Source organism: Moraxella catarrhalis, assembly GCF_001656295.1.
In the GTDB taxonomy this organism is placed as follows: Bacteria; Pseudomonadota; Gammaproteobacteria; order Pseudomonadales; family Moraxellaceae; genus Moraxella; species Moraxella veridica.
In genome coordinates, this window is sequence record NZ_LXHE01000010.1 from 1 (window position 1) to 18384 (window position 18384).

Annotated in this window: 14 protein-coding genes and 3 pseudogenes; 10 read left to right on the plus strand and 7 right to left on the minus strand. The window is 43.4% G+C overall.

Annotated features, from left to right (window positions below):
* Positions 1-125 precede the first annotated feature (125 nt).
* Positions 126-829: pseudogene (locus tag AO382_RS04855) on the plus strand (IS5 family transposase).
* 91 nt (positions 830-920) lie between these two features.
* Here AO382_RS04855 and AO382_RS04860 read toward each other — a convergent pair.
* Positions 921-1844 carry an alpha/beta hydrolase gene (locus AO382_RS04860; protein WP_064618642.1) on the minus strand — a complete coding sequence of 308 codons (924 nt, stop codon included), beginning with the start codon at positions 1842-1844 and terminating at the stop codon, positions 921-923.
* Positions 1845-1913: 69 nt separating this feature from the next.
* Positions 1914-4215 (minus strand): annotated as a pseudogene (locus AO382_RS04865) (FepA family TonB-dependent siderophore receptor).
* Between the two features lie 751 nt (positions 4216-4966).
* On the opposite strand from AO382_RS04865, the gene AO382_RS04870 reads away from it, so the two are divergent.
* The 9 genes from AO382_RS04870 to epmA all read left to right on the plus strand — a co-directional run bounded on the left by AO382_RS04870 (position 4967) and on the right by epmA (position 14528).
* Entirely contained in the window at positions 4967-6352 is a 1386-nt protein-coding gene (locus AO382_RS04870; RefSeq protein WP_064618645.1) for a GntP family permease, read from the plus strand.
* A gap of 24 nt (positions 6353-6376) precedes the next feature.
* A complete protein-coding gene (locus AO382_RS04875; RefSeq protein ID WP_064618646.1) occupies positions 6377-7171 on the plus strand; it encodes a 3-hydroxybutyrate dehydrogenase in 795 nt (264 codons plus the stop codon).
* 584 nt (positions 7172-7755) lie between these two features.
* A complete protein-coding gene (locus tag AO382_RS04880) occupies positions 7756-8712 on the plus strand; it encodes a metallophosphoesterase (protein WP_064618648.1) in 957 nt (318 codons plus the stop codon).
* A 66-nt stretch (positions 8713-8778) separates the two neighbouring features.
* A complete protein-coding gene (purE, locus tag AO382_RS04885) occupies positions 8779-9318 on the plus strand; it encodes a 5-(carboxyamino)imidazole ribonucleotide mutase (RefSeq protein ID WP_064618650.1) in 540 nt (179 codons plus the stop codon).
* A 92-nt stretch (positions 9319-9410) separates the two neighbouring features.
* On the plus strand, positions 9411-10532 hold the full coding sequence (locus AO382_RS04890; RefSeq protein ID WP_064618652.1) for a 5-(carboxyamino)imidazole ribonucleotide synthase: 1122 nt from the start codon (positions 9411-9413) through the stop codon (positions 10530-10532).
* 39 nt (positions 10533-10571) lie between these two features.
* Positions 10572-11021 carry a YaiI/YqxD family protein gene (locus AO382_RS04895; protein ID WP_064611495.1) on the plus strand — a complete coding sequence of 150 codons (450 nt, stop codon included), beginning with the start codon at positions 10572-10574 and terminating at the stop codon, positions 11019-11021.
* 256 nt (positions 11022-11277) lie between these two features.
* The gene (locus AO382_RS04900) at positions 11278-12468 is read left to right on the plus strand and encodes an AI-2E family transporter (RefSeq protein WP_064618654.1); all 1191 of its coding nucleotides are present in this window, start codon (positions 11278-11280) and stop codon (positions 12466-12468) included.
* On the plus strand, positions 12468-13532 hold the full coding sequence (locus tag AO382_RS04905; protein ID WP_064618655.1) for a 4-phosphoerythronate dehydrogenase: 1065 nt from the start codon (positions 12468-12470) through the stop codon (positions 13530-13532). The genes AO382_RS04900 and AO382_RS04905 overlap by 1 nt, the downstream gene beginning before the upstream one ends.
* A 30-nt stretch (positions 13533-13562) precedes the next feature.
* Entirely contained in the window at positions 13563-14528 is a 966-nt protein-coding gene (gene epmA, locus AO382_RS04910) for an EF-P lysine aminoacylase EpmA (protein WP_064618708.1), read from the plus strand.
* Positions 14529-14539: 11 nt separating this feature from the next.
* Here the strand turns inward: epmA and AO382_RS04915 are convergent, their stop codons facing one another.
* The 5 genes and pseudogenes from AO382_RS04915 to AO382_RS04930 all read right to left on the minus strand — a co-directional run bounded on the left by AO382_RS04915 (position 14540) and on the right by AO382_RS04930 (position 18370).
* Positions 14540-15352: an HpcH/HpaI aldolase/citrate lyase family protein gene (locus AO382_RS04915; protein WP_064618656.1), complete on the minus strand. Its 813-nt coding sequence runs from the start codon at positions 15350-15352 to the stop codon at positions 14540-14542.
* 99 nt (positions 15353-15451) lie between these two features.
* Entirely contained in the window at positions 15452-16609 is a 1158-nt protein-coding gene (locus AO382_RS04920) for a dihydroorotase (RefSeq protein ID WP_064618658.1), read from the minus strand.
* 50 nt (positions 16610-16659) lie between these two features.
* On the minus strand, positions 16660-17568 hold the full coding sequence (locus AO382_RS04925) for an SEL1-like repeat protein (RefSeq protein WP_064618660.1): 909 nt from the start codon (positions 17566-17568) through the stop codon (positions 16660-16662).
* A gap of 44 nt (positions 17569-17612) precedes the next feature.
* A pseudogene (pyrB, locus tag AO382_RS10665) lies at positions 17613-17747 on the minus strand (aspartate carbamoyltransferase catalytic subunit); the annotation flags it as partial.
* A 53-nt stretch (positions 17748-17800) separates the two neighbouring features.
* Entirely contained in the window at positions 17801-18370 is a 570-nt protein-coding gene (locus AO382_RS04930) for a tetratricopeptide repeat protein (protein ID WP_064618662.1), read from the minus strand.
* Positions 18371-18384 lie beyond the last annotated feature (14 nt).

The window sequence follows — 18384 nt, forward strand, 5'->3', positions numbered from 1 at the left end:
AAAAAAATAGCGAGATAGTACACTTTAAGCTCTGAACCAAAAAGAGAACTACTCGCTATGACTAAGCCCAAACTCATGCTAAATGATAAGCGCTAAATGATAAGCAATGGAAAAGACTTAAACCCATTTCACTTGAAATTGGATTGTATGACAAACCCAACTTACGAAAGACTGTAGAAGGTGTATTGTATCGAATGCAATTAGGCTTACCATGGCGAGACCTACCCAGATATTTTTAGAAACACAATACAGTTTACAAAGCCTTCAACCGTTGGTCAGCCAATAACAAGCTCATTTTACTGTTTAACAAAGTAATAAACCAACCAGACATGGAATGGGTCTTTATTGATGGTAGCCACATCAAAGCCCATCAACATAGCAGTGGAGCAAACCCTAAAGACCAAGCGATTGCTAAAAGTCATGGGGGTAATACAACTAAAATACATTTAGCCGTTGATGCTCATGGTAATCCAATGACCTTTATCATCACTGATGGCACAACCCATGACATCAAAATGGCAAAAGACTTGATAGATAAAGTTGATTTAAGCAATGTTGTCATGCTAAGTGCTGATAAAGGCTATGATTCACAGGATTTTCGTACGTATGTTGAAGAAAAAAAACGCATGCAAACATTCCACGAAAATCAAATAGTAAGCAATCCAATGACCATATGGACTGGTATTTATATAAGTTTCGGCATTTAGTCGAAAATGCTTTTTGCAAAATTAAAGATTATCGAGCGATTGCCACACGCTTTGATAAGCTAAAAAGAAACTTTGAAAATAATGTGGCTCTAGCCTTTGCTTATCAATGGCTTAAGATATGAATGTTCAACAGACTCTAAAATACCCCAATCATTTGATGACTATGAATACTGTTTCAACATTAAACAAATTTACAAATTTACCAAGCCAATTTTAGCATGTTGTATCCAAACGGCAGGCATCATATGCCATTTTAATGCCTTGAATCATAGATGGATAAGCATTCAGACCATGTGATTGACCCAAATTAAAATGAAAGTCAACTTTAGCATTTGGTAGATTATCTTTTAAAAATAGCATGGTTTGATAAGCATCACTGCCTTGTAAATCGGTCGTAGGTGCATTTGGGTTATGACGCTTGGCATTTAACTCTTGCTCACCTAGCGTGATGATGACATTGCCAACATTAGATGCGGGCATAAAGCCTGCTTTATATTCATAAATGCTTTTATCATTCCACCAAATTGATGGGCTGGCAATGAGGTAATGATCAAATCCATCGCCATGATTGAGCAATGAATATAGCCCAAATAACCCGCCATATGAATGCCCAATCAGTGTGCGATGCCGTGAGTTGATGCCAAATTCATCATCTAATATCGGCGTCAGCTCCTGTGTGATGAATTGATAAAGCATGTTCGCCCCACCAAATTTCACCTGCTCACCGTTTGGTGCAGGATAGCTGGCAGCAGGCGGTGTATAATCATGAGTACGATTAAAGACATCAAGCCTACGCCCTGTATTATAGCCAATACCCACCACAAGCAAAGATTTTGGATTGGTTTCACTGGGTCTACCCTGTAGCATTTGGGCAATGGACACACTTGGCGAAAAAAACGCATTGCCATCAAGTACATAAACCACTGCATAGCCATTTTTAGGTTGATTGCCAATTTTTGCTACCTGAATCAGATGGTCTTTATGAGTAAAATTAGAATGAATGGCTTTTTCATAACTATTTGATATGCTTACAGGTTGCCAGCCATCAGATTGATACATTGTGGTAGATAAAGTAGTACAACCCATTAGCATCACCGTCATCATCATAAAACAGGCTTTATAAAAGCTTATTTGCATAAATTTTTTCATCATTTTTATAAATATTGTTATGAATGATTTTATAAATATAATACAATTAGTCCACGGTTAAAATTGGTATTTTAAGCCAGCAAAGTAAGTACGCCCAGGCTCGTTATAAGTCTGACCAATGTTGTGATCACGCAACTTTTGCTTATCAAATATATTATTGATACCCATACGAGCAGTCAAAGCATCATTAAATCGGTAGCCTGTGTTGATTGATGCAATATGATAACCCTTAGCATCTTTATTATGCAAAAGTCCATCACCCGTTCGGTTTTCAATGACATTTTCTGCTACTTGGCGTGCCTTTTGACGACCATATTTGGTCAAGGTGAAATTCATATCCCAGTCATCAGTAATTTGATAATCAATGATTGAGTTATAGGTATAATTAGGTATCAGCGATAAGGGATTACCTGTACGCTGGTCTACCGATTTCATCATACGAGTAATGTTATTTGTCCAACGAATATTCCCCCAATGTAAAACCAAACTGCCCTCAATGCCTTCAACTTTTGCTTTCGGAACATTTTCCCATTTTAATAAATTATAAGTCATATTAGTTGTTCTACCATTATTTGCCGCATAAGGTAGGGTAACTGTATTAAGTATGCTTGTGCCAGCAGCAATCTTATTTTTATAATCATTATGAAAATAAGTCAAATGAGCATGAACCGTATCTTTTTGATATTGTATGCCAAGTTCGGTATTCAGTGATGTTTCAGGCTTTAGCTTTTCATTACCTTGCAATACGCACCATTGACCCATTGGCACAAGACCAATTGGGCAACCACCGCCACGAGTACCCAATAAATAACCTTCGGTATTTTGGTACAGATTTGGTATTTTATAAGCTTGGGCTACGCCAGCTTTTAGTGTCCAATGATCATCAAGATGATGCGTTAGGTTTAAAGCAGGGCTAAAGTTACCGCCAGATTTATTATGATGGTCATAACGACCTGCCAAAACTAGGTTGGTTTTATTGCCCAGTGACAGATTATTTTCAGCATAAATGGATAGGATTTCAGATTTTGACTGGCTTCTATCACCAGTAACAAATGCAGCTGAATAGATCGCATTTGGGTCTGTGCCTGTTGCTGTGCCTTCGTCCATATTCGCTTTATCAATCAGCTCATCATGCGTATATTCTGCACCAACCGTCAATTTTTGGGGTACTTTGATTTGCAAAGGTATATTGACCTCACCATGTATACGCCGTGTATTTAATTTGGTATCTTCAAAATGAGAAGCTCTATGGTCAATGACGCCTTCTGGTCCACCTGCCAAACCTTCATTCAAACGAGTATTTTTGGTTTTGTTGTTTTGTAAAGTCAACTTACCATCACCCCAATCATATATGCCATCATATGCCAAAGAATATGCATGGCGACGCATGATATTTGTCTCTTTACCAATAAGACTATTGAGATGGGCATTGCTTACTTTGGTTCTATCGCTAGTATCATGGTTGGAGGCATCATGATTGGAGTACTGTGTATCACCTGCATACAAGTTGCCTTGACGACCATAAGCAGCATCAAAACTCAAGGCATGATTGGGGGTAATTTGATAATTTAAATACACGCCCAAATCTTGATTTTTTACGCCCTCACGCCCTGCTGCACGAGTCAAATATCCGTTGCCTCTGGCATTATAATATGGTACAAGAGGATTAATATCCACATCATCCATATCGGTCTTATTATAACTGCCATAGATGCGAAAGCCCAATTTATCATCTATAATAGGACCGCTGAAACTGGCACTAATACGATGCGAGGCACCTTGTTTATCATTTTTTGGGTGCTCCATATAAACTTGTACCGAACCTTGATTTTCATGAGTAATTTTTTTTGGTGATAATATTCACCACACCGCCCATAGCACCACTACCATAACGAGCACTGGCAGGCCCACGCAATACCTCAATAGATTCAATGGCCTCTGCAGGAACCCACTGCGAATCACCACGAGTGTCTCTCTCGCCACGCCAAGCATAACGGACACTATTTCTAGAAGTGACGGGCTTACCATCAATTAAAATCAGCGTATTTTCAGGACCCATGCCACGAATATCAATTTGGCGATTATTACCTCGTTGGCCTGTTGCAGAGTTGCCTGTCAAATTTACGCCCGGCATCTTACGAACAATTTCAGAGATGTCAGATTTGACAGGCATTCGTTCTAAATCATGCTTAGAAATCATAGACGCCCCCAAAGACTGCTTAACCTGAGCTTCAGCGGTAACGACAACAGCATCAAGCGTAACAGATGGCAAATCATCATCTGACTTTTGAGCCATCGCTGGTGTGCTTAACATGATTAATAAACATAAAGTTAGATATTTTGGCTGAAAATGTCTCATAGAAGTTGCCCTCTTTTTTTGGGTTTTGGGTAGTATAACCTCAAATTATAATAATGTAAATAATTATCATTATTATATGTAATAAATTATAAACAATTTTCACGCTTTGATTTACTTGGTCATTTATTAAGCCAATATCACAAAACTTAAAAATCAATGATAATAACCTTAACATAAATAATCTTTGCTAGGATATGACTACCTTTTGTATTTGCCATAAAAAATACCTGTTTAAAACGACAGGCTATGAGTTTTTTATCAGGCAAATTTTAGCCATTAAGCCACCAGATTTAGCTATTTTTCATACAAAAACAATCCATTTTTATCAATCATCTAACCATCAATCGTGTTATAAAGGCAGATTTTCCAATAATGCACAAAAAAATCCAGTCTCAAGAACTGGATTTTTACTTAGGGCGTGTTGAACATTGAGAAAGAAAATTTTGCCAAAAAAATAGCGAGATAGTACACTTTAAGCTCTAACCCAAAAAGAGAACTACTCGCTATGACTAAGCCCAGACTCATGCTAAATGATAAGCAATACAAAAGACTTAAACCCATTCTAATTGAAATTGGATTGTAAGCTAAAAAGAAACTTTAAAAATAATGTGGCTCTAGCTTTTGCTTATCAATGGCTTAAGATATGAATGTTCAACAGACTCTAAATAGGATCAAATTTACTTTATAAATATTTGAATCTTAAGTATAATAAAAATATAAACGGTATACACAATAAAAGGGATGTGTATTTATGGATGGAATCTTGCCTATAATTTTAACATTGCTGTTGCTTATGTACCTTGCTTATCGAGGTTACTCGGTATTAATCTTAGCACCAGCTATGGCTATATTAGCAGTTGTATTAAGTGGTGACGCGCTAAATAGTTTACCTTCTTATACAATAGTCTTTATGAAGGCATTCAGTGATTTTTTATTTCGATTTTTTCCGATTTTTTTATTAGGAGCTCTTTTTGGTAAGTTAATGGCAGATTCGGGGGCTGCAGGTAGTATTGCAACATTCGTTGTAGATAAGCTAGGTGGCAGAAATGGAATCTTGTCTGTTGTATTAATATGTGCAATTTTGACATATGGCGGCATATCTCTTTTTGTTGTAGCATTTGCTATTTATCCAATTGCGGCAAAACTATTTATGCAAGCAGAAATTCCCAAAAGGTTGATTCCAGCGTCTATCGCTTTGGGGTCTTTTACATTTACTATGACGGCTTTGCCGGGCACTCCCGCTATTCAAAATGCTATCCCAATACCTTATTATGAAACTCATGTTTTTGCAGCTCCAGTTTTAGGAACCATTGGGGCTATAATCATGTTTTTTGGAGGCGTTTTTTGGTTAAATAGCCGTGCCAAAAAAGCACAAGCAGCTGGTGAGGGCTATGGAATTCATAGTGAAGAAAAATTTGAAAATATTAAAGTTAATCATATGCCCTTTATGTTGGCTATTATTCCACTCATATTGGTTATAGGAATAAATGCTCTACTGACCTATCTTATATTTCCGACTATTAATCTTTCAATATTTCAGGAATTATATCCTGAATTCAATATTGGTAGTATGCTCGGACTATGGTCAATCATTATAGCTATGGCGACCGCAATTTTAAGTTTAATTATATTAAACTATAGGCATTGGAAAAACTTTAGAAAAAGTTTAAATCAGGGGACTTTTGACTCAATGTTGCCTATATTTAATGTCGCTTCAGAGGTTGGCTATGGAGCAGTTATTGCATCATTAGCTGGCTTTATATTAATTCGTGACAGTATTTTGAACTTAACACCTTCAAATCCTTTAATTTCTGAAGCGGTAGCTATGACAACTTTAGCAGGAATTACAGGCTCTTCATCTGGCGGTCTTAGTATAGCATTATCCACTTTGGGAGAAGACTATCTGCAAATGGCATTAATAGCAGGTATTGATCCAGAATTAATGCATCGAGTTGCAGTGATGGCTGCTGGAGGACTTGACACTTTACCACATAGCGGAGCGGTAGTGACCTTGTTGGCAATCTGTGGTCTAACCCATAAGTCAGCTTATGCCAATCTGGCAGCTGTTACCATTGCTATACCTATCTTAGCCACTACTGTAGTTATTATATTAGGTACGGTTTTTGGTTCTTTTTAAATATAAATCATTGGAGCTGATAAGATGAAAGGTCGTCAAGATTTAACTGGGAAGGCTGTACTTATTACGGGTGCCGGTAGTGGGTTGGGGCGAGGGATGGCGCTCACCTTTGCGCAAGCGGGTGCAAAGGTTGGTGTGGCCGATATTAATAAGCATTCAGCTGACTTGGTAGTTCAAGAAATTGAAGAAAATCAAGGAATAGCGATAGCTATTGAAATGGATGTAACGGAAGAATGCTCGGTAAATCAAGGTGTTAAAGATTTAGTCACCATGTTTGGGAAAATAGATATCTTAATTTCTAATGCTGGCATACAAATTATTAGCCCTATCGATAAATTGAATTTCCAGGACTGGAAAAAGATGTTGAGTATACATTTGGATGGGGCGTTTTTAACCACAAAGGCCGCTCTTAAATTTATGTATGAGGATCTAAACTTAAGTACAGTCATTTATATTGGGTCTGTTCATTCTCATGAGGCTAGCTTCTATAAAGCCCCTTATGTGACTGCAAAGCATGGCTTGCTAGGATTGAATCGAGTGCTTGCTAAAGAAGGTGCACAATTTAATGTCAGATCTCATGTAATCTGCCCTGGATTTGTGAAAACTCCTTTGGTTGAAAAACAAATTCCTGAGCAGGCACTTGAAAAAGGCATAACAGAACAACAAGTTATTGACGAAATCATGTTAGTAAATACAGTTGATAAAGAATTCACAACTATTGATGATATAGCTCAGTTGGCATTATTTCTAGCATCTTTTCCAACCAACGTCTTTACAGGACAGTCGATTGTCGCAAGTCATGGTTGGTTTATGCAGTAAAGGTATTTTAAGGTTTTGTTATTTATAATACAAAAATTATAATGTCTCAAAAGAACTATCCTTAGTACTAGTAGAGATCAATAGAGAAATGTCGAATTTCAAGACAATCTGACTCATGAGTCAGATCTAAGTTATTTCAATGTATATATCATTTTTGATATAGTAAGCGAACAAGTTATCGCATTTTTTAATCGCTTAATATTAGGGCGTATTAAACATTGAGAAAGAAAATTTTACCAAAAAGATAGCGAGTAGTACACTTTAAGCTCTGACCCAAAAAGAGAACTACTCGCTATGACTAAGCCCAGACTCATGCTAAATGATAAGCGCTAAATGATAAGCAATACAAAAGACTTAAACCCATTCTACTTGAAATTGGATTGTAAGCTAAAAAGAAACTTTGAAAATAATGTGGCTCTAGCTTTTGCTTATCAATGGCTTAAGATATGAATGTTCAACAGACTCTAGCAATCTTGGGCAAGATTTTGTAAGACGGCTCAGTCGTTTTTAGTGGATCACAGCTTGGCTAAGCTTTACCCATTTTTGTCAAATATGCTATAGTAATTGACATTAAGGGGAATGCTATGATTTATGATATTATTGGGGACATACACGGACAAGCAGACAAGCTGATTGGGCTGCTTGAGCAGCTTGGCTATCGGCACGACGGGCAATGCTATCAGCCGCCGAGCGGTCATCAAGCGATTTTTATTGGTGATTATATTGATCGCGGCGCTCGTCAGCTAGACACCTTGCAAATCATCTTTGATATGCTAGATCACGGTGCTGCACTCGCTGTGATGGGCAATCATGAATATAACGCCATCGGCTATGCCACACCGCATCCTGACGGCGACTATTGCCGCCCTCACACCAGCCGAAATACCAAACAGCATCAAGCATTTTTGGATGAAGCGCCGATCGGTTCTGACAGCTATTATTATTGGCTGTCTCGCCTTTATGAGCTACCGTTGTGGCTTGAACTACCTGATCTGAACATCGTACACGCCTGCTGGGACGCCAAGGCACAAGCAGCACTTGCGCCCTATCTCACCCCAGATCATCGCATCACCCAGCGCGGTATCATCGCAACCTCCATCAATGACTCCACCGAATTTTACGCGCTTGAAAGACTCCTAAAAGGCATCGAGAGCCCCTTACCTGCAGGCGTGGTGCTCGTGGATGGGCATGACATCGTGCGCAAGCGTACTCGTGTCAAATGGTGGCAAAAAGACTGGCAAAATCGCCCACTGTCTGAGATTGCACAGCTTGGCACTAGAGCGACGATGAATCTGCCCAGCGACTCAGACATCAAGCCTTTGCCGATGGATTTTGAGCTGACCACCCATAAGCCGATTTTTATTGGTCATTATTGGCTCAATGGCACGCCAAGCATCTTATCGCAGCAAGTAGTTTGTACTGATTATTCCGCAGGCATGAATGGCTATCTGACCGCTTATCAGTTTGACACCCAAAACCCCAAGCTGTCAGATGAGTATTTTGTGCAGTATATTCATGCCAAAGATACGCCCAAAGAATAAACCCAAAAATTGCCATTTTTTAGCAAATGTGCTAATTTATTCGTTTACTATTTTTAAGGAAAAATCATGTCTCACCCAACTCAGCCTGCTCCCATCACTTCACCTGCTGGCACCCCAAAAGTCGGTATCATCATGGGCTCTCAATCAGACTGGGCAACGATGTCTGAAGCGGCGCAGATTTTGGCAGATTTTGGCGTGGCGTTTGAGTGTGAAGTAGTATCAGCGCACCGCACGCCTGATAAGCTATTTGATTATGCCAAAGCCGCCAAAGACAAAGGCTTGCAAGTCATCATCGCAGGCGCTGGCGGCGCAGCACACTTACCAGGAATGTGCGCTAGCCAAACCCCACTGCCTGTACTTGGCGTGCCTGTCAAATCCAGTACATTGAGTGGCTGGGACAGTTTATTATCCATCGTACAGATGCCAAAAGGCGTGGCGGTTGGCACGCTTGCAATCGGTACCGCTGGCGCATTTAATGCTGGCTTACTTGCCCTGCAGATTTTGGCGCTGCATGACAGCCGCTTGGCACAGCTGCTTGATGAATTTCGCACCAAGCAAACCGATACCGTGCTTGCCAGCCCAACGCCTGGAATCATCAATCCCTGATGGATCGGTATTTGGCAAATTAACGCCCATTTTTTATTAAAATATGCGATAATATCCGAAATTTTTTTTTGTAGATTTTTCGGATATTTTTTATGACTACTTCCATCAAAACCATCGGTATTCTTGGCGGCGGTCAGCTTGGGATGATGCTTGCTCAAGCTGCCCTAAAGCTCGGCTATCGCTGCGTCTTTTTAGAAGATGCTGACAATGCGCCAGCTGCTTTATATGGGCAAGTGTTTAAATACGATGAGCTTGATGATTTTATTGCTGTCAGCGATGTCTTTACTTTAGAATTTGAAAATACGCCTGTCAAGACAGCCAAATCACTGGCAAGCCTTGAGTATAAAGGCGGCTTATTCCCACCCACCAATGCTTTGGAAGTCGCCCAAAACCGATTGGCAGAAAAAGCCTTATTTAATGAGTTAAGCATCGACACCGTACCGTTTATGGCGGTAGAAAGCTTGGATGAGTTACAGACTGCCGCCAAAACCCTTGGACTACCTTTGGTCTTAAAGACCAGCCGTGGCGGCTATGACGGCAAAGGACAATTTTTCATAAAAACTATCGATGAAATCGGCGCGGCTTGGGATGAGCTTGGCGGCGCGGTCACTGGCGATGGTGGTCTGACCGATACACCTGCACCACTGATTGCTGAAGGGTTTATTAACTTTAGCCGCGAAGTCTCCATCATCGCCGTACGCGCTCAAGATGGTGACATCAGCTATTATCCACTGGTTGAAAATCATCACACCAATGGTATCTTATCAAAGACCATTGCGCCTGCTGCCGATGCCGATCATCTGACCGAGCAAGCCCAATCCAACATCGGTAAAATTCTAAGCCATCTTGATTATGTGGGCGTACTGACGCTTGAGCTATTTGTGACTGACTCAGGCTTAATCGCCAATGAGATCGCGCCGCGCGTGCATAACTCTGGTCACTGGAGTATTGAAGGCGCTCATTGCAGTCAATTTGAAAACCACATTCGCGCCGTCGCTGGCTTGCCGCTGGGCGATACCCAAGTGATCAAGCCATCGGTCATGCTAAATATCATTGGCACTTATTCAGATGCTCATTTGGTGCTAGCGCACTCTGGGGTGCATTTGCATCATTATCATAAAGATGAGCGCGCAGGACGCAAAATCGGGCACATCACGGTGATGACCGATGCACTTGATCAAACCGTTGCAAACATCGAGCAGCTGCTTTCATAGCATCCGCTTGTCTGTCATCCACTGCCGCACTTTTTTGCCATGAAAATACTCATTGATGCCGACGCCATTCCCAACATCGCCAAAGCGCTGATTATCAAGACCGCCAATCGCACTCAGACGATGGCGGTATTCGTGGCAAATCGGATGACCAAACTGCCGCCGTCGCCGTTTTTATCGTCTGTGGTGGTCGGCACAGGGTTTGATGTGGCAGATGAGTATATCGTACAGGCGGCAGAGGCTGGAGACTTGGTGATTACAAGCGATATTCCGCTTGCCAATGATGTCTTAAATAAAGGCGCCAAAGTCCTCACAGCGCGCGGAGAAGAATACACCCTTCAAAACATTAAGCCCAAATTAAATGCGCGTGATTTTATGGATACTCTGCGTGGTACGGGCGTGCTCGATCCTGCCCAAATGGGCGGTCAAAAACCCTATGGCGATAAGGATAAAATCGCCTTTGCCAACGCCTTAAATCGCTTGGTCAAATAAGCAACTGCCGCCACGACCGCTCATTTAAGATGATTTAACCCAAACTTGCGCCTGTGATGTTGATCAGCACAACTATAGCAAGAAAAATCTTTAAAAATAATCCAAATCCGACGAGATATTTTATTAATTTTGGTGCATAATAGGACTATTTATGACAGCCAAAACTAATAAAGCATCCAAACCATTTCACACTTGGCTGTATGATGTGTCATCAAACAACAACTAAAAATCGTTTTATGGGGATTGGCAGCGCGTCATGATCGAACAATGGACCAAAGAGTTGGTCGTACAGCGTTTACTTGCGTTTATCTTATTAACGGTACTTATCATACTGTGTTTACAGGTGGTGCAATTTTTTATCGTGCCAGCATTATGGGCAGGGATTTTGGCATATGTTACCTTTCCCATTTATACCTTTTTTCACACCAAAGTCCGTCTAAGCCCCAGTTTTAGTGCGTTTTTGATGACTTTTTGCATCTCGCTTATGATTGGCGTACCGCTTATTGTGGGTGTGTTCTACCTACAACATGAAGTGCTAAGTTTTGTTGGCATGGCAATTCGTCGCCTACAAGCAGGATATTTAGATTTACCCAGCCAAATCAAGGACCTACCTGTTATCGGACAGACGATTAAAGACACGCTTTGGGAGATTAACAAAAACCCTGAAACCACGATGGAGGCGGTGCGCCAGTGGGTGCAATCACATCTGTATTATGGCAAAGTCGCCTTCGATGCCGCCCTAAAAAATCTCGCCAAGCTCGGTATGGCGCTGATGACGGTATTTTTCTTTTATCGTGATGGCTTAAGCCTGATCAGACAGATCCGTCAAGCCATGCGTAACATCATCGGCGACCGCATTGATGATTACATTGACTCGGTAGGAGCAACCACACAAGCGGTGGTGTATGGCATTGGATTGACTGCGCTGGCTCAAGCGCTGCTGGCTGGGATCGGATATGTGGTGGCAGGTGCACCAAACCCCATTTTGCTGACCTTGATTACCTTTATCATTGCCATGATTCCCTTTGGCACGCCCTTTGCTTGGGGTGCGGTGGCGCTTTGGCTGATCTCTCAAGGGCAGATGACCGAAGGCATTGGGCTTGGACTTTGGGGGATGTTGGTGATCAGCTGGGTGGATAATTTGATTCGCCCCATCGTGATCAGCGGTGCTACAAAGATTCCTTTTATTATCATTTTTATTGGCGTGCTCGGCGGCTTGACCGCATTTGGCTTTGTCGGTCTGTTTATTGGTCCTGTGGTGTTGGCGATTGGATTGGCTGTTTGGCGAGAGTGGATCAGCCAGCACAAAAATGAAATTTTTGCCAGTCGTAGCAGCGGCTTTACGGTTGCCGATGGCAGAGCATTATTAGCCGATACCGACCCCGCCCCTGTACTCAATCACGACGCCATCATGGGTACAGACGATCATTGCACTAAGGTGAAATAATGCTGACTGTACTTGCTGATGAAAACATCGCCAATCTTGATGATTATTTAGCTCATCATCCCATCAAAGTCATCAAAATGGCAGGACGCGCCATTAACCATCAAAGCCTTGCCGATCATCGACCAGACGCACTGTTTATCCGATCGGTCACTCAAGTGACTGCAGAAAATCTTGGTGACTTAAAAGGTACACCGCTTAAGTTTGTTGGCTCTGCCACCATCGGCACTGATCATGTGGATAGCACATATTTGGCTGAACATCAAATCAGTTTTACCAACGCTGCAGGATGTAGTAAGCACTCGGTTGCCCAATATGTGGTCACCGCCATTTTAAATACCTGCCTACAATTTAACCAAAAACCCATCAAGCTGGGCATCATCGGACTTGGGAATATCGGCAGCACATTGGCGTACTATGCTGATCAATTAGGTTGGCAAATCGCTGGATTTGATCCTTTTTTAAGGGCGTCAAAGATCAATAACGCAAGCTTTGAAGAAGTGCTGACCGCTGATGTTATCAGCATTCACACCCCCTTGACGCACTCAGGCGCATATCCAACATATCGGATGTTTAATGCGCAAATCTTTGAAAAATTACGCCCAAACACCCTGCTCATCAACAGCGCTCGCGGCGAGATTATCGAAGAAGAGGCATTGATCGACACGATCAATCATAAAAATTTGCAAGTGGTTTTGGATGTCTTTCCCGATGAGCCGACGATCAGCGCGCCTTTGTTTGACGCCCTAAGCATAGCCACGCCGCACATCGCAGGCTATACGCTTGAGGGTAAAATTCGCGGCACTGATATGATTTATCAAGCCTTTTGCCGTAAGTTTGATTTGCCGATCATTCAAAGATTTGACGCTTTACTGCCGCCCAATCCGTATCACTTCTCCAAACTTTTGAGCGATCAAACCTTAGAGAATCTGAGACAGTTTTATGACATCAACGCTGATTATCACGACCTAAGAGCGGTCAATCAAGCAGGCGTGTCAGGCGCTGATTTTGATGCTTTGCGTAAACATTATCGCCTGCGCCGAGAGTGGATTTTTGACTGTGAATAATGTACAGATATTATGCTGAGTAATGATACCATGAGCAGTGACTTTGCCCCTACCTTATCGTTGGCGGATGCTAAAAAAAGAGCCAAGCTTTTACAAAAGATTCGTGCGTTTTTTGATGAGCAGGGCGTGATGGAGGTGACCACACCGATTCTGTCGCACGCTGGCAATACCGATGTATATATCGAGTCGGTTCAGGCGCGCTTTCACACTCAAGGCGGTAAGGTCACAGGCTATCTGCACACTTCCCCTGAGTTTGCCATGAAACGGCTGCTGGCAAGCTATCAGGTGCCTATCTATCAGCTATGCCAAGTGTTTCGCGATCATGAAAAAGGCGCTCGGCATAACATCGAATTTACCATGCTTGAGTGGTATCGCCCGCATTTTAGCTTAGATGAGCTGGCGCAAGAGCTGGCAGCTTTTTTGAGCACGGTTTATGGCAAAGCCATTGAGCTTATTTATATGAGCTATGCTGAGGCATTTATAAAGTACACAGGCGTGCATCCTTTTAGCGGCAGCATAGATGGGCTGCGCGCTTGTGCTTTGGCGCATGGGATTCACCTTGACATGGCAGACGATCAGCAAGGCTGGCTGGATTTGTTATTCAGTCATTTGGTTGAGCCGCATCTGGGGCTTGATGCGCCCACGCTGATTATGAATTATCCACCTGCCACAGCCGCCCTTGCCAAGATGACCACCGACGCTGATGGGCATCAGGTAGCCAGACGCTTTGAGCTGTACATTGATGGCATCGAGATCGCCAATGCCTATGATGAGCTTGCCAGTAGCCAAGAGCTGCTAAAGCGTTTTGAAGCGGATAATGATGAGCGCGAGCGTTTGGGGCTGCCCATCATACCCATAGACACTCGCCTGCTTGCTGCCTGTGATGCGCTGCCTGAGTGCTCTGGTATCGCACTTGGGGTAGATCGGTTATTTATGGTGCTCAGCGGTCATCACAGCATCAGCCAAGCCATCGCCATCACCACAGACCAAGCTTAATTTATCAAAGTTTAGTTTTTGGCGGTTTTGAGTAAATGATTTGCCCAATGAATCAGCGGCAGATCCACCATTTTACCATCGATGGCAAAGACCGTATCGCCTGTTTCTTGATATTTTTGATAAATCGCTTGAGCAAATGCCAACTCATCTTCGTCCATCTTAAGCACTTGGCGTACGGTCGTGATTTGTTTGGGGTGTATCAAAAGCTGCCCCCCAAAACCAAAGTCGCTCCAATGACGCACGCACGCCCTTAAGCCTGCCTCATTATCAAACTCAGCAAAAATCGTCTCAATGGGCGGATTCAAGCCGTTTGCCACAGAATGGATCAATAAATCAGCGCGAATTTTATCAAAAATCAGCTTCGATGCTTGCGACCCTAGTCGCACGCCCAGCTCATGCATCAGATCCAGCCTGCCAAAGCTCATCACCCACAAGCCTTTAGATGTGGCGATATTGGCGATATTTGCCATCCCCACTGCTGTCTCGATCATGGCGATCACAGGCGTGTTTATTTGATGGTGCAGGCTTTCGACCTGCAGAGCGTTTTGGCATTTGGGTAGTAGCACGCCTGCCAAATTATTTAGCTGTTTGATGCAGGCGATATCCAAGTGATACTCTGCAGTATGACTGGCATTGATTCGTAGCCAATAGCTGTGCTGAGCGGTAGCATCAAACGCCCTCAAAGCCGTGCGCACATCTTGCTTTTGGTCGTCCGCCACCGCATCTTCTAGATCAATGATGATCTTATCCGCCCCAGAATCGCGCGCCTTTGGTACTCTGTCAAGTCGTGTTGCAGGCACAAATAAAAACAGTATTTTTTGCATCGTTTACCATCCTTAGTTTTTTTCACTATAGCACCAATTTTCTGTCCGCTCAAGACAAAAAAGACCTGTAAAAACAGGTCTTGATTTTAAGATCTAAACTTAGCCCTCAAAAAACACGCGCTCAACCTTACCCACCAGCGTCTCACCCATAAACGGTGTATTTTTACCTGCTGATAGCATGGTGTCCTTGGTCACCGTCCATGCTTGATTTGGGTCAATGAGTACCGCCCCGCCAATGCGCTCATAATCTGTAATGCCTGCGATTTTGGCAGGATTTAGGCAGATTTTTTCTACCAGCTGCTCGGCACTTAACACACCATCCGCCACCAGTTTCACCCCAAGCGACACAAAGGTATCAAAATTACTAATCCCTGGCGCACTCTCAGCAAATGGCGCCTGCTTAGCACTCGATGACAGCGGCTCATGATGGCTACAGATGGCATCAATGGTACCATCTTTTAGACCTGCGATGAGTGCTTTTTGGTCAGTGTTAGAGCGTAAAGGTGGCAGCACATAGACATTGGCATCATAGCCTTCGATATCATCATCGGTCAGATGCAGCTGATGCATCGCCACATCACAGGTAATGGGCAAGCCTTTTTGCTTGGCATGGCGAATCAGCTCTACCGAAGTGCGGCAAGTGATCTGGCTAAAATGCACGCTGATGCCTGTCTCTTCGGTCATCAAAATCTGCTTAGACAGCGCAATGGTCTCAGCCAGCCAAGGAATACCCTGCAAGCCATGAAAGGACGCAATGTAGCCTTCATGCGCCACGCCGCCTTTTGATAGGCTTGGCTCATCAGGATAAAAAAACACTTTTAGCCCAAAAGTCGCCGCATACTCCAAGCAGCGCAGTAGCACCAAATCATTCTCAAAGCCTGCGCCTGCATTCGTCACTGCGATCGCATTGCCCTGCTTAAGCCCTGCCAAGTTCGCAGGCTGCTTACCTTCCAGACCCTGAGTCAATGCTCCCAATACATGTAAATGAATACCCCCATCCGCCCACGCCTTCTCACGCAGACCCTTTAAGAGCGAGCCGTTTTCGAGCACAGGATCGGTGTCTGGTGGCAGCACGATATGCAGGATACCATTTTGGCGCGCCGCTCGCCCTTCGCTTGCCAGCGTACCATGTGACTGATGCCCAGGCTCCCTTAGGCGCGCACACAGATCCACGATGGGTGGTATCAGCCATTTATCCGCAGTGTCCGCCTCTGAGATGTGCGGCGGCTGCCAGTCTTGGGGAAGTAGGTTTTTCATAACAGTCTCTTTCTTTGCTTGATTTAGGACAAACTGGGTATGCATCAGTGCTAATGGCCCTGCTGATGAAGTAATCGATAATTATCACAGCCTTTTTGCAGCCCATGATCACAGGCTTGTCCGTAGTAAATTTTGGCGGTTGCTATATTTTGGCGCACGCCTTGACCCTCATCATACATCACACCCAGATTATTTTGAGCCTGAGCAAACCCTTGATTGGCGGCTTTGGTAAACCATTCCACCGCTTTATGATAGTCTTGGCGCACGCCTTGACCCTCATAATACATCACACCCAGATTATATTGAGCCTCTGCATGACCTTGACCTGCGGCTTTGGTGTACCACTCAACCGCTTCTTGATCATCTTGGCGCACGCCTTGACCCTCATAATACATCAGCGCCAAATTAAATTGAGCCCCTGCATACCCTTGATTGGCGGCTTTGGTGTACCATTCAACCGCTTTATAATAATCTTGGCGCACACCTTGACCTTCATCATACATCACACCCAGACTAAACTGAGCCTCTGCAAGCCCTTGATTGGCGGCTTTAGTAAACCATTCAAACGCTTTATGATAGTCTTGGCGGACGCCATCACCTTGGGCATACATCAGCGCCAAATTAAATTGAGCATCTGCATACCCTTGTTTGGCGGCTTTGGTGTACCATTCAACCGATTTATAATAATCTTGGCGCACGCCTTGACCCTCATAATACATCACACCCAGATTATGTTGAGCCTCTGCTTCCCCTTGATTGGCAGCTTTGGTGTACCATTCAAATGCTTTGGCATGGTTACCTTGCTGATAATACTCATCAGCCAAATCAGACTGAGCCGCTGCATCACCACTTTGGGCTTGGCGTGTCAAAGTCGCCATATCCGCCGTCGCCATATCTGCAGCCATTGCCGATACCGACAACAACACACCCATGGCTAGTGCTGTGAATTTTGTTAACATGACTTTATCCTTATAAAAAATAAAATAAAAAATAAAAATCCATCTTAATTGTAAGGTTTAAAATGCCCTCCTTGTCGTTGTCCTGCCATCGCCATTGCCATCACCGCCATACGCACCGCAATGCCGTTATTGACTTGTTTTAAAATCACCGATTGCCCACCGTCCGCCACGCTTGATGCCCCAGTTCTCGCAATCTATTTGCTTGATTTGGGATACGGGGCATCATCAGCGTCTAATAGCCTTGTTGGTTTAGCCTGCGGTAGTCATCACAGCCTAGCTGTTCTCCATTATCACAGGCTTGACCATAGTAGCGTTTGGCGGTGCTTTTATTTTGGCGCACGCCTTCACCATTCTCATACATCACACCCAGATTATTTTGAGCAGCTGCAAACCCTTGACCTGCGGCTTTGGCAGTCCATTCCACTGCCTTGCGATAGTCTTGACGCACGCCTTCACCATTGTAATACATCAGCCCCAAAATAGTTTGAGCATCTGCATGCCCTTGATGGGCGGCTTTGGTGGTCCATTCAACCGCTTTATGATAATCCTGATGCACGCCTTGACCTTTGGCATACATCGCACCCAAAATAGCTTGAGCATCTGCATCGCCTTGACCTGCGGCTTTGGTGTACCATTCAAATGCTTTGGCATGGTTACCTTGGCTATAATACTCATTAGCCAAATCAAGCTGAGCCGCTGCATCACCACTTTGGGCTTGGCGCGTCAAAGTCGCCATATCCGCCGCCAATGCCGATACCGACAACAACACACCCATGGCTAACGCTGTGAATTTTGTTAACATGACTTTATCCTTAT

Excerpts from the sequence above, each read along its gene's own strand:
- AO382_RS04875 (WP_064618646.1), top strand. The coding sequence starts at position 6,377 with ATGAAAGGTCGTCAAGATTTAACTGGGAAGGCTGTACTTATTACGGGT.
- purE (WP_064618650.1), top strand. The coding sequence starts at position 8,779 with ATGTCTCACCCAACTCAGCCTGCTCCCATCACTTCACCTGCTGGCACC.
- AO382_RS04880 (WP_064618648.1), top strand. The coding sequence starts at position 7,756 with ATGATTTATGATATTATTGGGGACATACACGGACAAGCAGACAAGCTG.
- AO382_RS04925 (WP_064618660.1), bottom strand. The coding sequence starts at position 17,568 with ATGTTAACAAAATTCACAGCACTAGCCATGGGTGTGTTGTTGTCGGTA.
- AO382_RS04890 (WP_064618652.1), top strand. The coding sequence starts at position 9,411 with ATGACTACTTCCATCAAAACCATCGGTATTCTTGGCGGCGGTCAGCTT.
- AO382_RS04930 (WP_064618662.1), bottom strand. The coding sequence starts at position 18,370 with ATGTTAACAAAATTCACAGCGTTAGCCATGGGTGTGTTGTTGTCGGTA.
- AO382_RS04895 (WP_064611495.1), top strand. The coding sequence starts at position 10,572 with ATGAAAATACTCATTGATGCCGACGCCATTCCCAACATCGCCAAAGCG.
- AO382_RS04915 (WP_064618656.1), bottom strand. The coding sequence starts at position 15,352 with ATGCAAAAAATACTGTTTTTATTTGTGCCTGCAACACGACTTGACAGA.
- AO382_RS04920 (WP_064618658.1), bottom strand. The coding sequence starts at position 16,609 with ATGAAAAACCTACTTCCCCAAGACTGGCAGCCGCCGCACATCTCAGAG.
- AO382_RS04870 (WP_064618645.1), top strand. The coding sequence starts at position 4,967 with ATGGATGGAATCTTGCCTATAATTTTAACATTGCTGTTGCTTATGTAC.
- AO382_RS04905 (WP_064618655.1), top strand. The coding sequence starts at position 12,468 with ATGCTGACTGTACTTGCTGATGAAAACATCGCCAATCTTGATGATTAT.
- AO382_RS04900 (WP_064618654.1), top strand. The coding sequence starts at position 11,278 with ATGATCGAACAATGGACCAAAGAGTTGGTCGTACAGCGTTTACTTGCG.
- epmA (WP_064618708.1), top strand. The coding sequence starts at position 13,563 with ATGAGCAGTGACTTTGCCCCTACCTTATCGTTGGCGGATGCTAAAAAA.
- AO382_RS04860 (WP_064618642.1), bottom strand. The coding sequence starts at position 1,844 with ATGCAAATAAGCTTTTATAAAGCCTGTTTTATGATGATGACGGTGATG.